General features: G+C 67.5%; 17 protein-coding genes. 6 read left to right on the forward strand and 11 right to left on the reverse strand.

Features of this window, described 5'->3' with window-relative positions; genetic code table 11:
- Positions 1-132 precede the first annotated feature (132 nt).
- The 3 genes from infC to P8X75_01070 all read right to left on the reverse strand — a co-directional run bounded on the left by infC (position 133) and on the right by P8X75_01070 (position 4,100).
- Positions 133-654: a translation initiation factor IF-3 gene (gene infC / locus P8X75_01060; GenBank protein ID MEJ1993787.1), complete on the reverse strand. Its 522-nt coding sequence runs from the start codon at positions 652-654 to the stop codon at positions 133-135.
- Between the two features lie 174 nt (positions 655-828).
- Complete coding sequence (thrS, locus tag P8X75_01065; protein MEJ1993788.1) at positions 829-2,754, reverse strand: threonine--tRNA ligase; 1,926 nt, start codon at positions 2,752-2,754, stop codon at positions 829-831.
- 95 nt (positions 2,755-2,849) lie between these two features.
- Entirely contained in the window at positions 2,850-4,100 is a 1,251-nt protein-coding gene (locus tag P8X75_01070) for a glycosyltransferase family 4 protein (protein ID MEJ1993789.1), read from the reverse strand.
- Positions 4,101-4,149: 49 nt separating this feature from the next.
- On the opposite strand from P8X75_01070, the gene P8X75_01075 reads away from it, so the two are divergent.
- The gene (locus P8X75_01075; protein ID MEJ1993790.1) at positions 4,150-4,920 is read left to right on the forward strand and encodes an alpha/beta hydrolase; all 771 of its coding nucleotides are present in this window, start codon (positions 4,150-4,152) and stop codon (positions 4,918-4,920) included.
- Here P8X75_01075 and P8X75_01080 read toward each other — a convergent pair.
- Positions 4,905-5,813, reverse strand: a complete 909-nt coding sequence (locus P8X75_01080) for an SDR family oxidoreductase (GenBank protein MEJ1993791.1) — start codon at positions 5,811-5,813, stop codon at positions 4,905-4,907. The two genes, P8X75_01075 and P8X75_01080, sit on opposite strands and share 16 nt — an antisense overlap.
- Positions 5,814-5,894: 81 nt before the next feature.
- On the opposite strand from P8X75_01080, the gene P8X75_01085 reads away from it, so the two are divergent.
- A complete protein-coding gene (locus P8X75_01085) occupies positions 5,895-6,659 on the forward strand; it encodes a tetratricopeptide repeat protein (protein ID MEJ1993792.1) in 765 nt (254 codons plus the stop codon).
- Here P8X75_01085 and P8X75_01090 read toward each other — a convergent pair.
- Genes P8X75_01090 through P8X75_01110 form a run of 5 tightly spaced genes read right to left on the reverse strand, consistent with a single transcriptional unit; the run spans position 6,656 to position 12,124 of the window.
- On the reverse strand, positions 6,656-7,168 hold the full coding sequence (locus tag P8X75_01090; GenBank protein ID MEJ1993793.1) for an O-acetyl-ADP-ribose deacetylase: 513 nt from the start codon (positions 7,166-7,168) through the stop codon (positions 6,656-6,658). The genes P8X75_01085 and P8X75_01090 overlap by 4 nt on opposite strands.
- A gap of 6 nt (positions 7,169-7,174) precedes the next feature.
- Positions 7,175-7,852: a DUF4336 domain-containing protein gene (locus P8X75_01095; protein ID MEJ1993794.1), complete on the reverse strand. Its 678-nt coding sequence runs from the start codon at positions 7,850-7,852 to the stop codon at positions 7,175-7,177.
- A gap of 5 nt (positions 7,853-7,857) precedes the next feature.
- Positions 7,858-9,252 carry an MFS transporter gene (locus P8X75_01100; GenBank protein MEJ1993795.1) on the reverse strand — a complete coding sequence of 465 codons (1,395 nt, stop codon included), beginning with the start codon at positions 9,250-9,252 and terminating at the stop codon, positions 7,858-7,860.
- Positions 9,242-11,074 (reverse strand): translational GTPase TypA, encoded by a 1,833-nt coding sequence (gene typA, locus P8X75_01105; GenBank protein MEJ1993796.1) that lies wholly within the window; start codon positions 11,072-11,074, stop codon positions 9,242-9,244. The genes P8X75_01100 and typA overlap by 11 nt, the downstream gene beginning before the upstream one ends.
- A 60-nt stretch (positions 11,075-11,134) precedes the next feature.
- Positions 11,135-12,124: an adenosine kinase gene (locus tag P8X75_01110; protein ID MEJ1993797.1), complete on the reverse strand. Its 990-nt coding sequence runs from the start codon at positions 12,122-12,124 to the stop codon at positions 11,135-11,137.
- Between the two features lie 128 nt (positions 12,125-12,252).
- Here P8X75_01110 and P8X75_01115 point away from each other — a divergent pair, with 128 nt between their 5' ends.
- Genes P8X75_01115 through P8X75_01125 form a run of 3 tightly spaced genes read left to right on the forward strand, consistent with a single transcriptional unit; the run spans position 12,253 to position 14,076 of the window.
- A complete protein-coding gene (locus P8X75_01115) occupies positions 12,253-12,975 on the forward strand; it encodes an EI24 domain-containing protein (GenBank protein ID MEJ1993798.1) in 723 nt (240 codons plus the stop codon).
- Between the two features lie 43 nt (positions 12,976-13,018).
- Positions 13,019-13,696 (forward strand): polymer-forming cytoskeletal protein, encoded by a 678-nt coding sequence (locus tag P8X75_01120; GenBank protein MEJ1993799.1) that lies wholly within the window; start codon positions 13,019-13,021, stop codon positions 13,694-13,696.
- A 5-nt stretch (positions 13,697-13,701) separates the two neighbouring features.
- A complete protein-coding gene (locus P8X75_01125) occupies positions 13,702-14,076 on the forward strand; it encodes a hypothetical protein (protein MEJ1993800.1) in 375 nt (124 codons plus the stop codon).
- On the opposite strand, the gene nth is transcribed toward P8X75_01125, so the two are convergent.
- Positions 14,073-14,840 carry an endonuclease III gene (gene nth, locus P8X75_01130; GenBank protein MEJ1993801.1) on the reverse strand — a complete coding sequence of 256 codons (768 nt, stop codon included), beginning with the start codon at positions 14,838-14,840 and terminating at the stop codon, positions 14,073-14,075. The genes P8X75_01125 and nth overlap by 4 nt on opposite strands.
- A 49-nt stretch (positions 14,841-14,889) precedes the next feature.
- On the opposite strand from nth, the gene P8X75_01135 reads away from it, so the two are divergent.
- Complete coding sequence (locus tag P8X75_01135) at positions 14,890-15,381, forward strand: DUF2244 domain-containing protein (GenBank protein ID MEJ1993802.1); 492 nt, start codon at positions 14,890-14,892, stop codon at positions 15,379-15,381.
- A gap of 24 nt (positions 15,382-15,405) precedes the next feature.
- Here P8X75_01135 and P8X75_01140 read toward each other — a convergent pair whose 3' ends face one another.
- Entirely contained in the window at positions 15,406-16,176 is a 771-nt protein-coding gene (locus P8X75_01140; GenBank protein ID MEJ1993803.1) for a glucose 1-dehydrogenase, read from the reverse strand.
- Between the last annotated feature and the right edge of the window lie 324 nt (positions 16,177-16,500).

Consider the following 16,500-nt stretch of genomic DNA (forward strand, 5'->3'; position numbering starts at 1 on the left):
GGGCTTCCCGGCAGCCTTTGGGTCAAGGAACGCTGCCTCGTGGCCAAAGGAAAAGGGGCGGTTCCGAAAAGAAACCGCCCCCGTCTGCTGTCCTTGCGCCGGACCTCCTCCGGTCCTTGGCGCCGCGCGGCTTTACCGGGGCGCGATCACCATGATCATCTGGCGGCCTTCCAGCTTGGGGTGCTGCTCGACCTTGGCGATCTCTTCCAGTTCGTCGCGTACCTTGTGGAGCAAGGCGAGCCCCAGGTCCTGGTGGGCCATTTCACGGCCGCGGAAGCGCAGGGTGACCTTCACCTTGTCGCCCTCGCCCAGGAACTTGTTCACCGCCCGCATCTTCACATCGTAGTCGTGCTGGTCGATGTTCGGGCGCATCTTGATCTCCTTGATCTCGATGACCTTCTGCTTCTTCTTGGCCTCGTTCTTCTTTTTCTGGGCCTCGTACTTGTACTTGCCGTAGTCCATCACCTTGACGACCGGCGGGTCGACGTTCGGCGAGATCTCGACGAGATCCAGACCGGAATCCTCGGCAAGCTTCATGGCATCGGAAATCGAGAGGACGCCGCGGTTCTCCCCCTCGGCGTCGATCACGCGCACCTCTCGCACGGTGATCAGTTCATTGACACGCGGACCCTCGCGGGTGGGCGCGGCATTCATCGGTGGCCTTGCTATGGACGAATCTCCTGTTTCTATTCGTGATGTTACCGTCTCGCGCCGCCTGCTGCCCGGAGCCTCGCGACCTTGTGCGGTCGCCTTTCCCGGCCGGCATCCTGGCATCCTGCCAAACAGCAAGGGGCCGCCGCTCTTCGCGGAACAGCCCCGTAACCGCCGTCAGGCAGGCGGCAGCGCTTCTTCCCTCAGTCTAGCGATGGCGTCGTCAAGCGCAAGAATCTCTTGCTGCTGGCCGCCCAGGCGGCGCAGGGCGACCTTGCCCTCCTCCGCCTCGCGCTGGCCCACGACGGCGATCACCGGCACCTTGGCGAGCGACAGTTCGCGGACCTTGTAGTTGATCTTCTCGTTGCGCAGGTCGGTCTCCACGCGCAGGCCCGCGGCGGCCATCTTGGCCTGCACCTCGCGGGCGTAGCCGTCGGCATCGTTGGTGATGGTCGCGACCGTCGCCTGCACCGGGGCCAGCCACAGCGGGAAGCGGCCCGCGTACTGCTCGATCACGATCGCCAGGAAACGCTCGAAGGAGCCCAGGATCGCCCGGTGCAGCATGACCGGGCGGTGCCGCCCGCCGTCCGCGCCGATGTAGGTGGCGTCCAGGCGCTCGGGCAGCACGAAGTCCACCTGCAGCGTGCCGCACTGCCAGTCGCGCCCGATGGCGTCGGTCAAAACGAACTCCAGCTTGGGTCCGTAGAACGCACCCTCGCCGGGGTTGAGCGAATACTCCAGCCCCGCCGCCTCGGTCGCCTCGATCAGCGCCTTTTCGGCCTTGTCCCAGGTCTCGTCGGAGCCTGCGCGCACCGGCGGGCGGTCGGAGAACTTCACCCGCACGCTTTCAAAGCCGAAGTCCTTGTAGACCGACTTCAGCAGCTCGCAGAAGATCTCCGTCTCGCCGATGATCTGGTCTTCGGTGCAGAAGATGTGGGCGTCGTCCTGGGTGAAGGCGCGCACGCGCATCATGCCGTGCAGCGCGCCCGAGGGCTCGTTGCGGTGACAGGCGCCGAACTCGGCCAGGCGCAGCGGCAGGTCGCGGTAGGACTTCAGCCCCTGCTTGAAGATCTGCACGTGACCGGGGCAGTTCATGGGCTTCACCGCCAGGATCCGGTCCTCGGACTCGGCGATGAACATGGCCTCGCGGAACTTCTCCCAGTGGCCCGAAGCCTCCCAGAGCTGCCGGTCGATCAGCTGCGGCGTCTTGACCTCCTCGTACCCGGCGGCCTCCAGACGGCGGCGCATGTAACTCTCCACCGTGCGGTAGAAGGTCCAGCCCTTGGGGTGCCAGAAGACCGAGCCGACCGCCTCTTCCTGCTGATGGAAGAGGTTCATCTCCCGGCCCAGCTTGCGGTGGTCGCGCTTGCCCGCCTCCTCCAGCATGGTGAGGTAGGCCTTGAGGCGCTTCTCGTCTTCCCAGCAGGTGCCGTAGATGCGCTGCAGCTGCTCGTTCCTGGCGTCGCCGCGCCAGTAGGCGCCGGAGACGCGCAGCAGCTTGAAGCCGTGCCCCAGCTTGCCGGTCGAGGGCAGGTGCGGCCCCAGGCAGAGATCGAGCCAGTCGCCCTGGCGGTAGACCGTGATGACCTCGTCCTGCGGCAGGGTCGCGATGTGCTCGGCCTTGTACTTCTCGCCGATCTTCTTGAAGTACTCGATGGCCTCCTCGCGGTCCCAGACCTCCCGCTCGATCGTCTCGTTGCGCTCCACGATCTCGTGCATGCGCTCTTCGATCTTCTCCAGGTCCTCGGTCGTGAAGGGCTCCTCGCGCGCGAAGTCGTAGTAGAAGCCGTCCTCGGTCGCCGGACCGAAGGTGACCTGCGTGCCGGGATAGAGCTCCTGCACCGCTTCGGCCATGACGTGCGCGGCGTCGTGGCGCAGCAGGTCGAGCGCGTCTTCGGTCTGCTTCTTGGTGACGATCTCCAGCGCTGCGTCGTCTTCGATCTCGCGCGACAGGTCGCGCAGCTGCCCGTCCACCTTGACCGCGAGCGCGGCCTTGGCGAGGCCCGGGCCGATGGACTCGGCCACGGTCCCGCCGGTCACCGGGCGCGGATAGCTGCGCTGGGAACCGTCCGGAAGCGTGATCGTGACCTCTGAGCCTGACATGGCGCCTTCATCTCCTGGCGTGCTGAAGCTTTACAGAACAGCGTGAAAGCCGCCCGGAGACGGGCGGCGCGGGGGAACTTTATGGCTTGGCGGTATCAAGTCAAGCGGGGCGCTAGCAACTCGGCGTAAACCTCGAGCGTGGCGTCGGTCATCCGCTCCTTGGTGAAGTTGCGGCGGATGTGGGTTATGGCCGCCGCGGCGACCTGCTCGCGCTGATGGGCGGAGAGGGTGAGGGCCCAGCGCAGGCCCTTGGCCAGGTCCTCGTGATCGCCCGGCTTGAAGAGCCGTCCGGTGACGCCTTCGATGACCTGTTCCAGCGCGCCGCCGTGGGCCGAGGCGACCACCGGGCGGCCCAGCGCCTGGGCCTCGCCGATGACCCGCCCGAAGGCCTCCGGGTCGAGCGAGGGGGAGACCACGACGTTCGCCTGCATGTAGGCGGCGGCCATGTCGTTGCAGTGATCGACCATCCAGACCCGGTCTTCCAGGCCGCGCGCCTTGATCAGCGTGTTGAGTTCGTCGCGGTAGGCGCGCCGGCCCTGGTCGGAGCCCACGAAGACGCAGACGAAATCCAGGTCCTTCATGGTCTCCAGGGCCTTGAGGAGCAGCGTCTGCCCCTTCCAGCGGGTGAGACGCCCCGGCATCAGGATCAGCGGCCGCGTCTCCGGCAGGTTCCACTGCTGGGTCAACTGGATCACGCGCTCCGCCGAGACGGCCTCGGGCGCGAAGAAGCGCGTGTCGATGCCGCGGTGGATCATGCGGATCTTCTGCTCCGGGCAGTCGTAGACCTCCATGATGTGCCGCTTGATGTGCTCGGACACGGCGATCACCAGATCGCCCTTCACCATGACGGAGTTGTACTTCCGCTTGAGCTGGCTGCCGTGGGAATAGGTGCCGTGGAAGGTGGTGACGAAGGGGATGCCCTCGGCCTTGCAGGCCCAATAGGCGCTCCAGGCAGGGGCGCGGCTGCGCGCGTGCACCAGATCGACGCCCTGCTGGCGGATCAGGCGGCGCAGCCGCTCGCTGTTCTTGCGGATGCTCAAGGGGTTCTTGGTCGCCAGCGGCAGGTCGATGTGCTCGCAGCCGATGCGCTGCAACTCATAGACCATCTGCCCGCCGGCCGAGGCGACCAGCGGCGTCCAGCCAGCGTCGGTCAGCGCGCCCGCGACCTCGATCGTGCCGCGCTCCACGCCGCCGGAGGAGAGCTCGGGCAGGACCTGAAGCACGCGCGGAGCGCGCGGCACGGGCGCGGCCTCGGGATTGTAGGCGCCGCCTACATAGGCGCTCTCCAAGTGCGAGCCGGTCTCGGCGGTGCCTGATTTTGACTTGTCTATGGGGCCGGATGACATGATGGTTCGAGCTTATGCCCTCTTTTGGGAGTTGCGGAAAGGGATTTGCATGACGGACGGCCAAGCCCCCTCTTACCTCGACCTGCCCAGCGGCGTACGCCTTGCCTACCACAAGACCGAGGGGGCGGGACCGACCCTGGTGTTCCTGGGCGGCTTCTCCTCGGACATGACCGGCAGCAAGGCGACGGCGCTGGAGGCCTACGCCAAGCGGACGGGACGCGCCTTCTTGCGGTTCGACTACCAAGGACATGGGGCTTCGAGCGGAAAATTCGAGGAAGGAACCATCGGTCTTTGGGCGGGCGACGCCCTGGCGGCGGTGAAAACCCTGACCGAAGGGCCGGTGATCCTGATCGGATCCTCCATGGGCGGCTGGATGATGCTGCTGGTGGGCTTGCAGATAAAAGAGCGCCTCGCGGGCCTCGTCGGCCTCGCCGCCGCGCCGGACTTCACCGAGGACCTGATCTGGAGCTGGCTCTCGGTCGAGGACCGGCGCAAGCTGGAGAGCGAGGGTGTCCTTCAGCAGGCCTCGGAGTACGAGGACGAGGGCAGCTACTGCATCACCCTGAAGCTGATCGAGGAGGGGCGGAAGAACCTGCTGCTGCGCGGGCCCATCCCCCTCACCTGCCCGCTTCGCCTCATCCACGGCGATCAGGACAAGGACGTGCCCTGGGACGTCTCCACCAAGCTGATGCAGATGATCGACAGCGAGGACGTGGAACTGACCCTGGTCAAGGGCGCCGGCCACCGCCTCTCCGAACCTCAGGACATCGTCAGGTTGGAAGCGACCTTGGACCGGCTGCTGGCTCAGCTCGGCGCCTGAGCCAGGATCGCCTTCAGGCCCGCCTCGTAGTCGGGGTACTTGAGCGTGTACCCCAACTCCTCCTTCATCTTGGTGTTCGAGACGCGGCGGCAGTCGGCGTAGAAGGAGAGCGCCATGGGGCTCATGCCCTTGGCCGCCTCCTCGAAGGGGATCGGCGCGGGCGGGGTCTTGCCCAGCAGCCTGAAGGCGTAGGCCGTCACCTCGGAGGCGGACTCCGGGCGGTCGTCGGCGATGTTGTAGACCGCGCCCTCGGGATCCGGCTTCTTCATGGAGTGCGTGAGCGCGCCGACGATGTCCTCGACATGGATGCGGCTGAAGACCTGGCCGGGCTTGTCGATGCGCCGCGCGCGGCCCGCCTTCACCTCCTCCAGCGCGCTGCGCCCCGGCCCGTAGATCCCCGGCAGGCGGAAGATGTGCAGCGGGAAGTCCGCGCGCAGCGCCAGGCCGCGCCAGGCCTCCTCCTGCCGGACTCGGCGGCGGCCCCGCTCCCCGCTCGGCTTCAGGGGCGCGTCCTCGTCGACCCAGGCGCCCTGCGTGTCGCCGTAGACGGCGGTGGTGGAGATCAGCCCGGCCCAGACCAGCCGCTCGTCGGCGGCCAGGTCGGCGAGGCGCTCGTGGCACTGGTCGATCACCACGTCGCCCTGCTCGTCGGGGGAGATGGTGGTCAGAAGGTGGGTGGTCCCGGCCAGCATGCGCTGGGGGTCGGCCAGATGATGGCCCCGGTCGAAGATGTGCGCCTCGATCCCCAGCGCCTTCATGGCGCGGGCCTTCTCCAGCGAGCGGGTCGTGCCCGCCACGCGCCAGCCCTGGGCCAGCAGGCTCTCGGCCAGCCGCCGCCCGACGTAGCCGAGGCCGAAACAGAAGAGTTTTCCAGGGGCCGGGGTCGCGCTCATGGAAGAGAATCTAGGCTGCTCCCAGAGTCCCGACAAGCGCCACTTGCCATGCAGGCGGCGGAGCGCCAGAGTCGCGCCGTCATGGATCGCAGACCCCCCCTTGCCGCCCTCTTCCTGCTGACGCTCGCGCTGGCCTTTGCGACGGCGTTTTCCGGACCTGCCCAGGCCCAGGAGAAGAGCCGCTACGCGCGCTGCCTGGAACTGGCGGAAAGCGCAAGGGAGTTCGCCTTCAACGAGGCGCGGCTCTGGCGCGAGGAGGACGGCGACGACTGGCGCGCCGACCATTGCGGGGGCCTCGCCCTGCTGCTGCTCGACAGGCCCGCGGAGGCCGCACCCTGGCTGGCCGAGGCGCGGATCGGCGCGGGCCGGGCGGGCGAAGCGCCGGAACTGCGCGGCACGCTGGCGGCCTTGGAAGGGCAGGCCTGGTCCCTCGCGGGCGAGGAGGAGAAAGCCCTGGAAGCTCAGGATGAAGCCATCTTCCTCGATCCCGGAAAGGCCGAGTATTACGTCGACCGGGCCTTTTCCCGGAGCGCGCAGGAGGATTTTTGGGAGGCGCTGGACGACCTGAACCGCGCGCACGAACTGGCGCCGGACGCCGCCGACGTGCTGGCGCTCAGGGCCAGCCTCTACCGCCGTCTGGAGGTGCCGGAACTGGCGCTGGAGAACGCGGAGGAGGCGCTGACGCTCTCGCCGAACCTGCCGGAGGGCCTGTTGGAACGCGCGCTGGCGGAAGGCGCGCTGGGGAACCTGGACGCCGCGCGCGCGGACCTCGAGACGCTTCTGCGGCAAGCCCCCGACAGCCCGGCGGCGGCGCAGGCGCGGCGCTTTCTGGAACAGTTGAACTAGCCGAGCAAACGGCGGTAGAGCGCCTCGGTTTTCTCGTCGAAGACGCAGAAGACCACCCGGCGCACCTCCGGATAGCGCGCCAGCGCCCGGCGGCAGGCGGCCAGCGCGACCTCCGCGGCCGCTTCCGGCGGGTAACCGTAGATGCCGGTGGAGATCGCCGGAAAGGCGAGGGAGGTCAGCCGGTTCTCCGCCGCCAGCGCGATCGAGGTCTCATAGCAGCTCGCCAGCAGTTCCGGCTCGCCCAGGCCGCCGCCCTGCCAGATCGGCCCGACGGCGTGGATCACGAAGGGCGCGGGAAGCTCGAAGCCCGGCGTGATGCGCGCCTCTCCGGTCGGGCAGCCGCCCAGCGCGCGGCAGGCGTCCCCCAGCCTCGGGCCCGCCGCGGCGAAGATCGCACCGCAGACGCCGCCGCCAGGGGCCAGGCGTTCGTTGGCCGCGTTGACGATTGCGTCCACGGCGAGCGTGGTGATGTCGCCGCGCTGTAGCTCGAGTGTCTGTCCCTCGTCCATGCTCTTCTACCTGAGAAACGCGAAGGCCTTTGCCAAGGCCTCCTTCGGCTGCTCTTCGATGACCGGGCCGTGCGCCGGGACGATGCGCCGGAAGTCCAACTCCAGCAGCGCGTCGAGCGCCTTGGCCATGGCCGCCCGCTTACGGTAGAGCAGGCGCAGGTGGATCGGCACCCCCAGCCGCCCGTCGATCCCGGTCAGGCGGCCATAGAGGCGCCCGAAGGCGGAAAAGCTGCCGTCGGTCGCAAAGGCGAGGTCGGTGACGATCAGGCTGCGGCTGGGCTTGTGCAGGAAGACCCGCTCGCGCCCCGGCGTGCCGGGGACAGGATAGCATTCGATCTCCGGCCCGAAGGGCGCCGGGCCGGATTTCTCAAAGACGGCGTCGATCTTCAGGTCCGGGCGCTTCTTGGCGAGGCCCAGCGGCGCGATCAGCCTGCTCTCCGGGAAAGCCGCCTGATAGTCGCCCTGAAAGACATGGTGGAAGAGGTTGGGCGCGACCCGCCAGACGACCGGACCGCCGATTTCCTCCAGCGCCGCGCGCGCCGCCTCATCCAGCTTGGTGGGAGAGTGCAGCCAGAGCCCGCCCTCCGCCAGCTTCACGATCGCCATGCGGCAGGGCAGGTTCATGCCCAGCATGGAGACCTTGGACTCCAGCAGCCACAGGTCCTCCGCGATGCGCCGCGCCACGGCGCTCAGGCCCCGCCGGGGTTCGGCAGCAGGCGTCTGCCATAGCGGGCGATCAGCAGCACCAGCAGAACCGCCGGAATGCCGAGAAGACCGGCATAGATGAAGAAGTTCACGTATCCGGCGCTGTCCACCACCACGCCCGACCAGCCGCCGACGAACTTGCCCGGCAGGGTGAAGAGCGAGGAGAAGAGCGCGTACTGCGTCGCCGAATAGGCCCGGTTGGTGAGGCTGGAGAGATAGGCGATGAAGACCGTGCCGCCGAGCCCGCCCGCCAGGTTGTCCGCCGAGATGGTGACGATCAGGAAGCCGAGGTCGGCCCCCAGCACCGCCAGCCATGCGAACAGCAGGTTGGTGACGATCATCAGCACCGCGCCGAGGAAGAGCGGCTTCATTATGCCGTAGCGCGCCACCAGCAGGCCGCCCAGGAAGGTGCCCGCGAAGCCCGCGAAGAGGCCGTAGCCCTTGGCGACGGCGGCGATCTCGGTCTTGGTGAAGCCGAGGTCGATGTAGAAGGGATTGGCCATCACGCCCATGGTGATGTCCGAAAGGCGGTAGGTGCCGACCAGCCCCAGGATCAGCAGCGCCAGCCAGCCGTTGCGCTTGAAGAAGTCCACCAGGGGGGAGACAACGGCGCCGTAGAACCAGCCGAGCGCGCGGCGCGCGCCCTCGGCCTGGATCGAGAGGCGGCTCATGAAGGCCTGCACCTCCGGCTCCTCCAGCACCGCGCCGCGCGTCAGGCTGCCCTCGGGCTCGCGGATCACCAGCACCGTGACCATGCCGACCCCGACCAGCCCCGCCATGGCGGCGTAGGCCCAGAACCAGCTCGCGAAGTCGGCGATGAAAAGCGCGCCCGCGCCGGCCGCCAGAAGCCCTATGCGGTAGCCGTACTGATAGGTCGCCGCCATGGCCCCCTGCACCGATTCCTCGGCTGCTTCGATGCGGTAGGCGTCGATGGCGACGTCCTGCGTCGCGGAGGAAAAGGCGACCAGCAGGGCGGCGAAGACCACGGCCCCGACGCCCAAGCCGACGTCGGCCACGGCGATCCCCATCAGGCCGACGGCGATCCCGCACTGGGCCAGCAGCATCCAGGAGCGGCGGCGGCCCAGCGCCCGCGTCAGCAGCGGGATCGGCAGCCGGTCGACGACCGGCGCCCAGAAGACCTTGATGGAATAGGTGATGCCGACCCAGGAAAGAAAGCCGATCTCCGCCCGCTCAACGCCCGCCTCGCGCAGCCACGCCGAGAGGGTCGAGAAGACCAGAAGGAAGGGCAGCCCGGCCGAAAAGCCGAGGAACAGCATGCCGAGGACGCGCGGGTGCAGATAAATCTCGAAGGCTTCCCGCCAGGAACGGCGGCCCGTGTCGCCCAGAGCGGCGTTCTGTCCCTTGCCCTCAGACGGCATCCTTCAAGCGGCTTTCCTTCTTGCGCGCATGCGGATCGAGCAGACGCTTCCGGAGGCGGATCGACTTGGGCGTCACCTCCACCAGTTCGTCGTCCTCGATGTAGCTGAGCGCCTCTTCCAGGCTGCGCCGGCGCGGCGGCGTCAGCGTGACGGCGTCGTCCTTGCCGGAGGCGCGCACGTTGGTCAGCTTCTTGCCCTTCAGCGGGTTCACCTCCAGGTCGTTGCCCCGGCTGTGCTCGCCGATGATCATGCCCTCGTAGACCGGCGTGCCGGGCCCGATGAAGAGCTCGCCCCGCTCCTCCAGGTTCCAGAGCGCATAGGCCACGGTCTCGCCGCCCTCCATGGAGATCAGGACACCTTCGCGCCGCCCCTGCACCGCGCCCTTGTAGGGCGCGAAGTGGGAGAAGATGCGCGACATGATGCCGGTGCCGCGGGTGTCGGTCAGGAACTCGCCGTGATAGCCGATCAGGCCGCGGGCGGGCGCGTGGAAGACCAGCCGCACCTTGCCGCCGCCCGAAGGCTTCATCTCCAGCATCTCGCCCTTGCGCTGGGAAATCTTGTCGACCACCACGCCGGAATAGGCCTCGTCCACGTCGACCTGGACCTCTTCGATGGGCTCCAGCCGCTCGCCGGTTTCGGGGTCCTTGCGGAACAGCACGCGCGGACGGCTGATGGAAAGCTCGAAGCCCTCGCGCCGCATGGTCTCGATCAGGACGCCGAGCTGCAACTCGCCGCGCCCGGCCACCTCGAAGGCGTCCTTGTCGGCGGTCTCGGTGACGCGGATCGCCACGTTGCCCTCGGACTCGCGCAGAAGGCGCGCGCGGATCAGGCGCGAGGTGACCTTGTCGCCCTCGCGGCCCGCCAGGGGCGAATCGTTGATCGAGAAGGTCATGGCCAGCGTCGGCGGATCGATCGGCTGGGAGTCGATCGGCTGGCGCAGGGAAACATCGCAGAGCGTGTCCGCGACGGTCGGCTTGGTGAAACCGGCGATGGCGACGATGTCGCCGGCGCGCGCCTCCTCGACCGGCTCGCGCCGCAAATCGCGGAAGGCCAGCAGCTTGGTGAGGCGCGCCTGCTCCAGGACCTTGCCGTCACGCGACAATGCGTGGAGCGGCATGTTGACCCGCGCGACACCCTGCTGGATGCGCCCGGTCAGGATGCGGCCCAGGAAGGGATCGTACTCCAGCGTCGTCGCCAGCATGGCGAAGGGCTTGGAATCGTCGCCCTTGGCCAGGGGCACGTGCCGGAGGATGCAGTCGAACAGCGGGTGAAGGTTCTCGCGCGGCTCGCCCTCCAGCTCGTTCACGGCCCAGCCGTTGCGGCCCGAGGCGAAGAGCGTCGGGAAATCAAGCTGCTCCTCGTCGGCCTCAAGCGCGGCGAAAAGGTCGAAGACCGCGTCCTGCACCCAGAAGGGGCGGGCGTCCGGCTTATCGACCTTGTTGACCACCACGATGGGCTTCAGCCCGCGCTTCAGCGCCTTCATGGTGACGAACTTCGTCTGGGGCATGGGGCCCTCGGCGGCGTCCACCAGAAGGATCACGCCGTCGACCATGGAGAGGATGCGCTCCACCTCGCCGCCGAAATCGGCGTGGCCGGGCGTATCGACGATGTTGATGCGCGTGCCCTTCCATTCCACCGAGGTGCACTTGGCCAGGATGGTGATGCCGCGCTCGCGCTCCAGGTCGTTGGAATCCATCGCGCGCTCGTCCATCTGCTGGTTGGCGCGCAGCGCGCCGGACTGGCGCAGCAGGGAATCGACCAGGGTGGTCTTGCCATGGTCGACGTGGGCGATGATCGCCAGATTGCGGATGTCGCCGCTCATTTCGCTTCTCGCTTCCGCCGCCTCATGAGGGCGGCTCAACAGGGGCGCGTCGAGCCCGGCCTAGAGCCTTTGCTTGGCCAGCTCGGCCAGGTTGGTTTCCGGGCGCGCGCCGTAATGGGAAATCACCTCCGCAGCAGCCAGCGCGCCCAGGCGCCCGCAAAGATCGAGGCCCAGGCCCTTGGTGTAGCCGTGGAGGAATCCCGCAGCAAATAGATCGCCAGCCCCCGTCGTGTCCACCACTTTCTCCACTGGGACGGCGTCGATCACGTGCAATTCATCCTGGGAAAGGATGACAGCGCCCTTCTCGCTGCGGGTCAGGGCGGCGATCTTGCAGTGTCCGCGCACGCGCTGAAGCGCCTCGTCGAAGCTCTCCACCTCGTAGAGCGAGGTCAGCTCCGCCTCGTTGGCGAAGAGGATGTCGACATGGCTCGCGACCAGCTCCAGGAAGGAGGCGCGGTGACGCTCGACGCAGAAGGGGTCGGAGAGGCTGAGCGCCACCTCGCGGCCCGCGGCGTGCGCCGCCTTGGCCGCCTTCAGATAGGCCTGCTTGGCGGGCTCGGCGTCCCAGAGGTAGCCCTCCAGATAGGTCACCTTGGCGGCGGCGACCAGCGCCTCGTCCACCAGATCGGGCGACATGTGGACCGAAGCGCCCAGGAAGGTGTTCATGGTCCGCTCGGCGTCCGGCGTGACGAAGATCAGGCAGCGCGCGGTCGGCGGCCCTTCGAGCGCGGCGGGCGTCTCGAAACTGACGCCCGAGGCGCGGATGTCGTGGCGGAAGATGCCGCCGAGCTGATCGTTGCGGACCAGCCCGATGAAGGCGGCGTCGCTGCCGAACTGCGCCACGCCCACAAGGGTGTTGGCCGCCGAACCGCCGGAGATCTCGTGCGCCGGCCCCATCGCGCCATAGAGGCTTTCGGCGCGGTGGCTGTCGATCAGGGTCATGACCCCCTTGTCCAGACCCTCACCCTCCAGGAAGGCGTCATCGGCGCGCGTGAGCACGTCCACGATGGCGTTGCCGATTCCCAGGACGTCGAATCGCAGTTCGGTCATGGAGGCCAGGTCCTCTTATCCATTGAAGTTTCGGTCCAACCGATTGCGGCGGAGAGTACGCCAGCGCTCCGTGTCGCGGCAAGCCGGGCCTTGCGCTCGCCACCCATCCGCGCCTATATGCCGCCATCATGTTTTCTGCACTCGGCAAGGCCTTTTCCCAGCTCTCCGACCCGCGCGTGCGCCGGGTCCTCTTCTGGTCGCTCGGCCTGGCGCTGGTGATCTTCTTCGCGCTCTGGGCCGGGCTCGGCTTCCTGGTCACGCTGGGCGGCGACAGCCTGGCGGCCTTCGTGGAGGGCGCCGGCTGGGGCTCGCCCTGGTCGGACATCGCGGACTGGATCGCGACGCTCGGCGGGTTCCTGCTGCTGATCGTGGTCTCCTTCCTGGTCTTTCCCGGCGTGGTCTCCATGATCGTGCCGCTGTTCATGGATCAGGTCGCCGGCGCGGTGGAGGAGAGGCACTACCCCGCCCTGCCGCCGGCCCGCGAACAGCCGGTCTCCGAAATGCTGGGCGACGCGGTGAAGCTGGGCCTGGTGACCGTGGGCCTCAACCTGGCGGCGCTGCCCTTCTATCTCATCTTCCTGTTCATACCCGGGCTCAATCTGGTGCTCTTCTACCTTCTGAACGGGTATCTCTTCGGGCGGGAGTATTTCGAGCTGGTCGCCGTGCGCCGGCTGGGCCGAGACGAGATGAAAAAGCTTTGGTTGTCCCGCAAGCGCCAATTCATGCTGGCCGGGGTGGTGATCACCTTCCTCTTCTCGGTCCCCATCGTGAACCTGATCGCGCCGGTCGTGGGCACCGCCTTCATGGTTCACCTTTTTCAACGGGAAACTGTAGCGCGGTCACGGGGCTAGGCCCTATAGTTAGCGAAAGATTCATTCCTGGTGGGGGAATATCATGGCCATGTTTGGCAAGAAGAAAGACGTCGAGGCTCCTGAGTCCCTGCGCGACGAGCGTCCGCAGCACCCGGACCTCCTGGCACAGCGCAACCGCGCCCAGGCGATTCCCGCCGGGCCGTCGCGTCTTAGTCAATACGGCCAGGGCGGCGCAACGCGCCCCCTGCGCCCCTCCGAGCAGAGCGCCCCGGAACAGGCCGCTGCGAGCGAGGCGGAGAGCGCCGCCGAGGAGACCGCGGGCTCCGCGCCGAGCGAAGCCGCGGCCAAGAAGCTGGGTGAGCCCACGCCGCGCCCGGCCAACCCGATCCCCTCCTTTTCCGGCGGCGGCTCCGGCCCGCAGAGCGGGTCGGGCACCGGCAAGCGGCTCTCGGTCGGCAAGGGCATCAGCCTTTCCGGCGAGATCAAGAACTGCGAGCAGTTGCTGGTCGAAGGCGAGATCGAGGCGACCCTGAAGGACTGCGAGAGCCTGGAGATCGCCAAGGACGGCCTGTTCAAGGGCAGCGCCGAAGTCAAGAACGCCACCATCAGCGGCCGTTTCGAGGGCGACCTCAAGGTCCTTGGCTGCCTGACGCTGCGCAGCGGCGGCGAGGTGGAGGGCACGGTGACCTATGCCGACCTCTCCATCGAACGCGGCGGCCGCCTGCGCGGCAAGATGGAAGACATCAAGGAAGGCTCCTGAGGGCCATGCGCGGCCTGCTGCTGATACCCGCGATCCTGCTGCTGGCGGCTTGCCAGACCAGCGGCACGGCGCAGCGGACAGCGGTCAGCGACCTCGCGGCCCGGCCCAGCGCACCCGACCCGGCAAGCCTCGCGGGTCAGGACCCGGGGGGCCTGACCGCCCTGATCGGTAAGCCGACCCTGGTGCGCCAGGAAGCCAGCGTCGAGATCTGGCAGTATCAGGGGGCGTCTTGCGTGCTGGACGTCTTCTTCTATCCCGATGGCGCAACGCGGCGCGTCCTGCATCTGGAAGCGCGCGACCGCGTCGCCGCCGACCAGCAACCGCTGGAAGGCTGTCTGGATCAGGTGATGACCGCCGAGCGCGTCCGCGCCACCAGCTAGGCGCCTTTCTTCCCAGCAGCTTTTTTTGCCGCGCTCTTTGCCGCCGCTGTGCCCTTGGGCTTGGGGCTGCGCGTCTTGGGCAGGAAGTCCGCTTCGCTGGTCTTCTGCTTGAAGGCGCAGAGGTCACGGATCACGCAGCGCGGGCACTCCGGCTTGCGCGCCTTGCAGACGTAGCGGCCATGCAGGATCAGCCAGTGATGGGCGTGCAGCTTGCGGTCCTCGGGCACCGCCTTCTCCAGCTTCAGCTCCACCGCCAGCGGCGTCTTGCCCGGCGCCAGCCCGGTGCGGTTGCAGACCCGGAAGATGTGGGTGTCGACGGCCATGGTCGGCTGCCCGAAGGCGACGTTGCAGACGACGTTGGCGGTCTTGCGCCCCACGCCGGGCAGCTCTTCGAGCAGATCGCGCTCGCGCGGCACCTCGCCGTCGTACTTCTCCAGCAGGATGCGTGAGAGCGCGATGACGTTCTTTGCCTTGGCGTTGAAGAGCCCGATGGTCTTGATGTGCTCCTTCAGTCCCTCCTCGCCCAGCGCCAGCATCTTCTGTGGCGTGTCGGCGACGGGAAAGAGCGAGCGGGTGGCGCGGTTGACACCGGCGTCGGTCGCCTGGGCGGAGAGCACCACGGCCACCAGCAGCGTGTAGGGCGAGGCGTACTCCAGCTCGCTCTTGGGGTCCGGCAGGGCGGCGGAAAGACGCTCGAAGAGCGTTACGACGTCTTGTTTCTTCATGGCTGAGGCGATTTGTCGTCCCTGTTTATTCGGGCGAATATCCGCGCGGGTCTTGGCGCGGCTTTCCGCCGATCCTATTCTTGTCTTTATGGCACAGGAACCCGACAAAGGCGACGAGACGCTGTTCGATGCGGTCCTAACCCCGCACCGGAGCCTCGGCCCGCGCGGATTCTTCTTCCTGATGGCGGGGGTGGTGGCGATTTCCTTTTCCGCCGGGCTCTTCTTCTTCCTGGTGGGCGCCTGGCCCGTGGTAGGTTTCCTGGGCCTCGACGTGCTGCTGATCTACGGCGCCTTCAAGCTCAACTACCGCGCCGCGCGCATGTACGAGACGCTGCGGCTGACCCGTGACGAACTGGCCGTCGAGCGGGTGAGCCGGCGGGGCGAGCGGCAGTCCTGGCGCTTTTCGCCGGCCTGGCTGAAGGTCGAAATCGACGAGGCGCCCGATAGCAACAGCCCGCTTACGCTGCGCGCCCACGGAAAGCAGCTGGAAATCGCACGGTTCCTCAGTCCCGAAGAGCGGATCGACCTCGCCCATGCGCTGCGCCGCGCTCTGGCGCCGCTCAGCGCGGGAACGGTTTAGCGACCCCCATTAACGGCCCGCCCCTTAACGTCCCCCGGACACCTTGATGTTCGCTCCCAGACAGTAAGAGGCCGCATCGGAGAGCAGCCAGGAGACCGCCTCGGCCACCTCCTCCGCCTCTCCGGCGCGGCCAAGGGGAATCGCGCTCTGCAAGCGTTCGAGACGCTCGGGCGCCTTGCTCTCACGTTCATGGATCTCCGTTGCGATCAGGCCGGGCGAGACGGCGTTCACCCGGATACCCTCCCCAGCCAACTCCTTGGCGAGCCCGATGGTGAAGCTGTCGATCGCGCCCTTGGTCGCGGCGTACCAAGTGTATTCGCCGGGGCTTCCCAGTTCGGCGGCGACCGAGGAGATGTTCACCATGGCCCCGCCCTTGCCGCCATAGCGCGTCGAGGCCTGACGGATGAAGGCCTGCGCGCAGTAGAAGACGCCCAGGATGTTGACCCGCACGGCCCGCTCCAGGGTGTAGTGGTCGGCTTCGTCCAGACGGCTGACCGGCCCGGTGATCCCGGCATTGTTGACCAGGGCCGAGAGCGGCCCGAAGGCCGCCGACGCCTCGTCGAAAAGCTGCTTTACCTGTTCGGGATCGGCGCTGTCGGCCTGGAAGGGTAGGGCCTCTCCGCCCGCCGCATGGATCGCCTCGACGGTGCGCAGCGCCGCTTCCTCGTCTGAGACGTAGTTGACGGCGACGCGCCAGCCCTCGGCGGCCAGCAGACGGCTGACCGCCGCCCCGATGCCGCGGCTGCCGCCGGTCACCAGAACGGCTCTGTTCTTGCCAGCAGTGTGATCGTCCATGAAGCGCCCTCCCCCGAAGCACAAGGAGATAGATCAGGAGTCTAGCGTCAATTCCGGGGGAGAAGAAAGAAAGTCCCGGACCGGCTTCGGAGAGGGAGAGGGAGAGAGGCCGGTCCGGGACCCAACCAGTTCGTCGCCGAACTGAATAGGAAGTATCAAATTGTATAATCCGATAAGCCGTATCATTTTTGCGTTCATCGACCCATCGTTGTCAGACTTTGCTGAATCTCTGCCCGCATGGCAAGAAAAAAGGACGCGATGGCGTGCATCGCGTCCTCATGGCTTGTGGATAAAAACTCTTTTCGCGGCTTCAAGGGGCCGCAG

It is taken from the genome of Limibacillus sp., assembly GCA_037379885.1.
GTDB lineage: Bacteria > Pseudomonadota > Alphaproteobacteria > Kiloniellales > CECT-8803 > JARRJC01.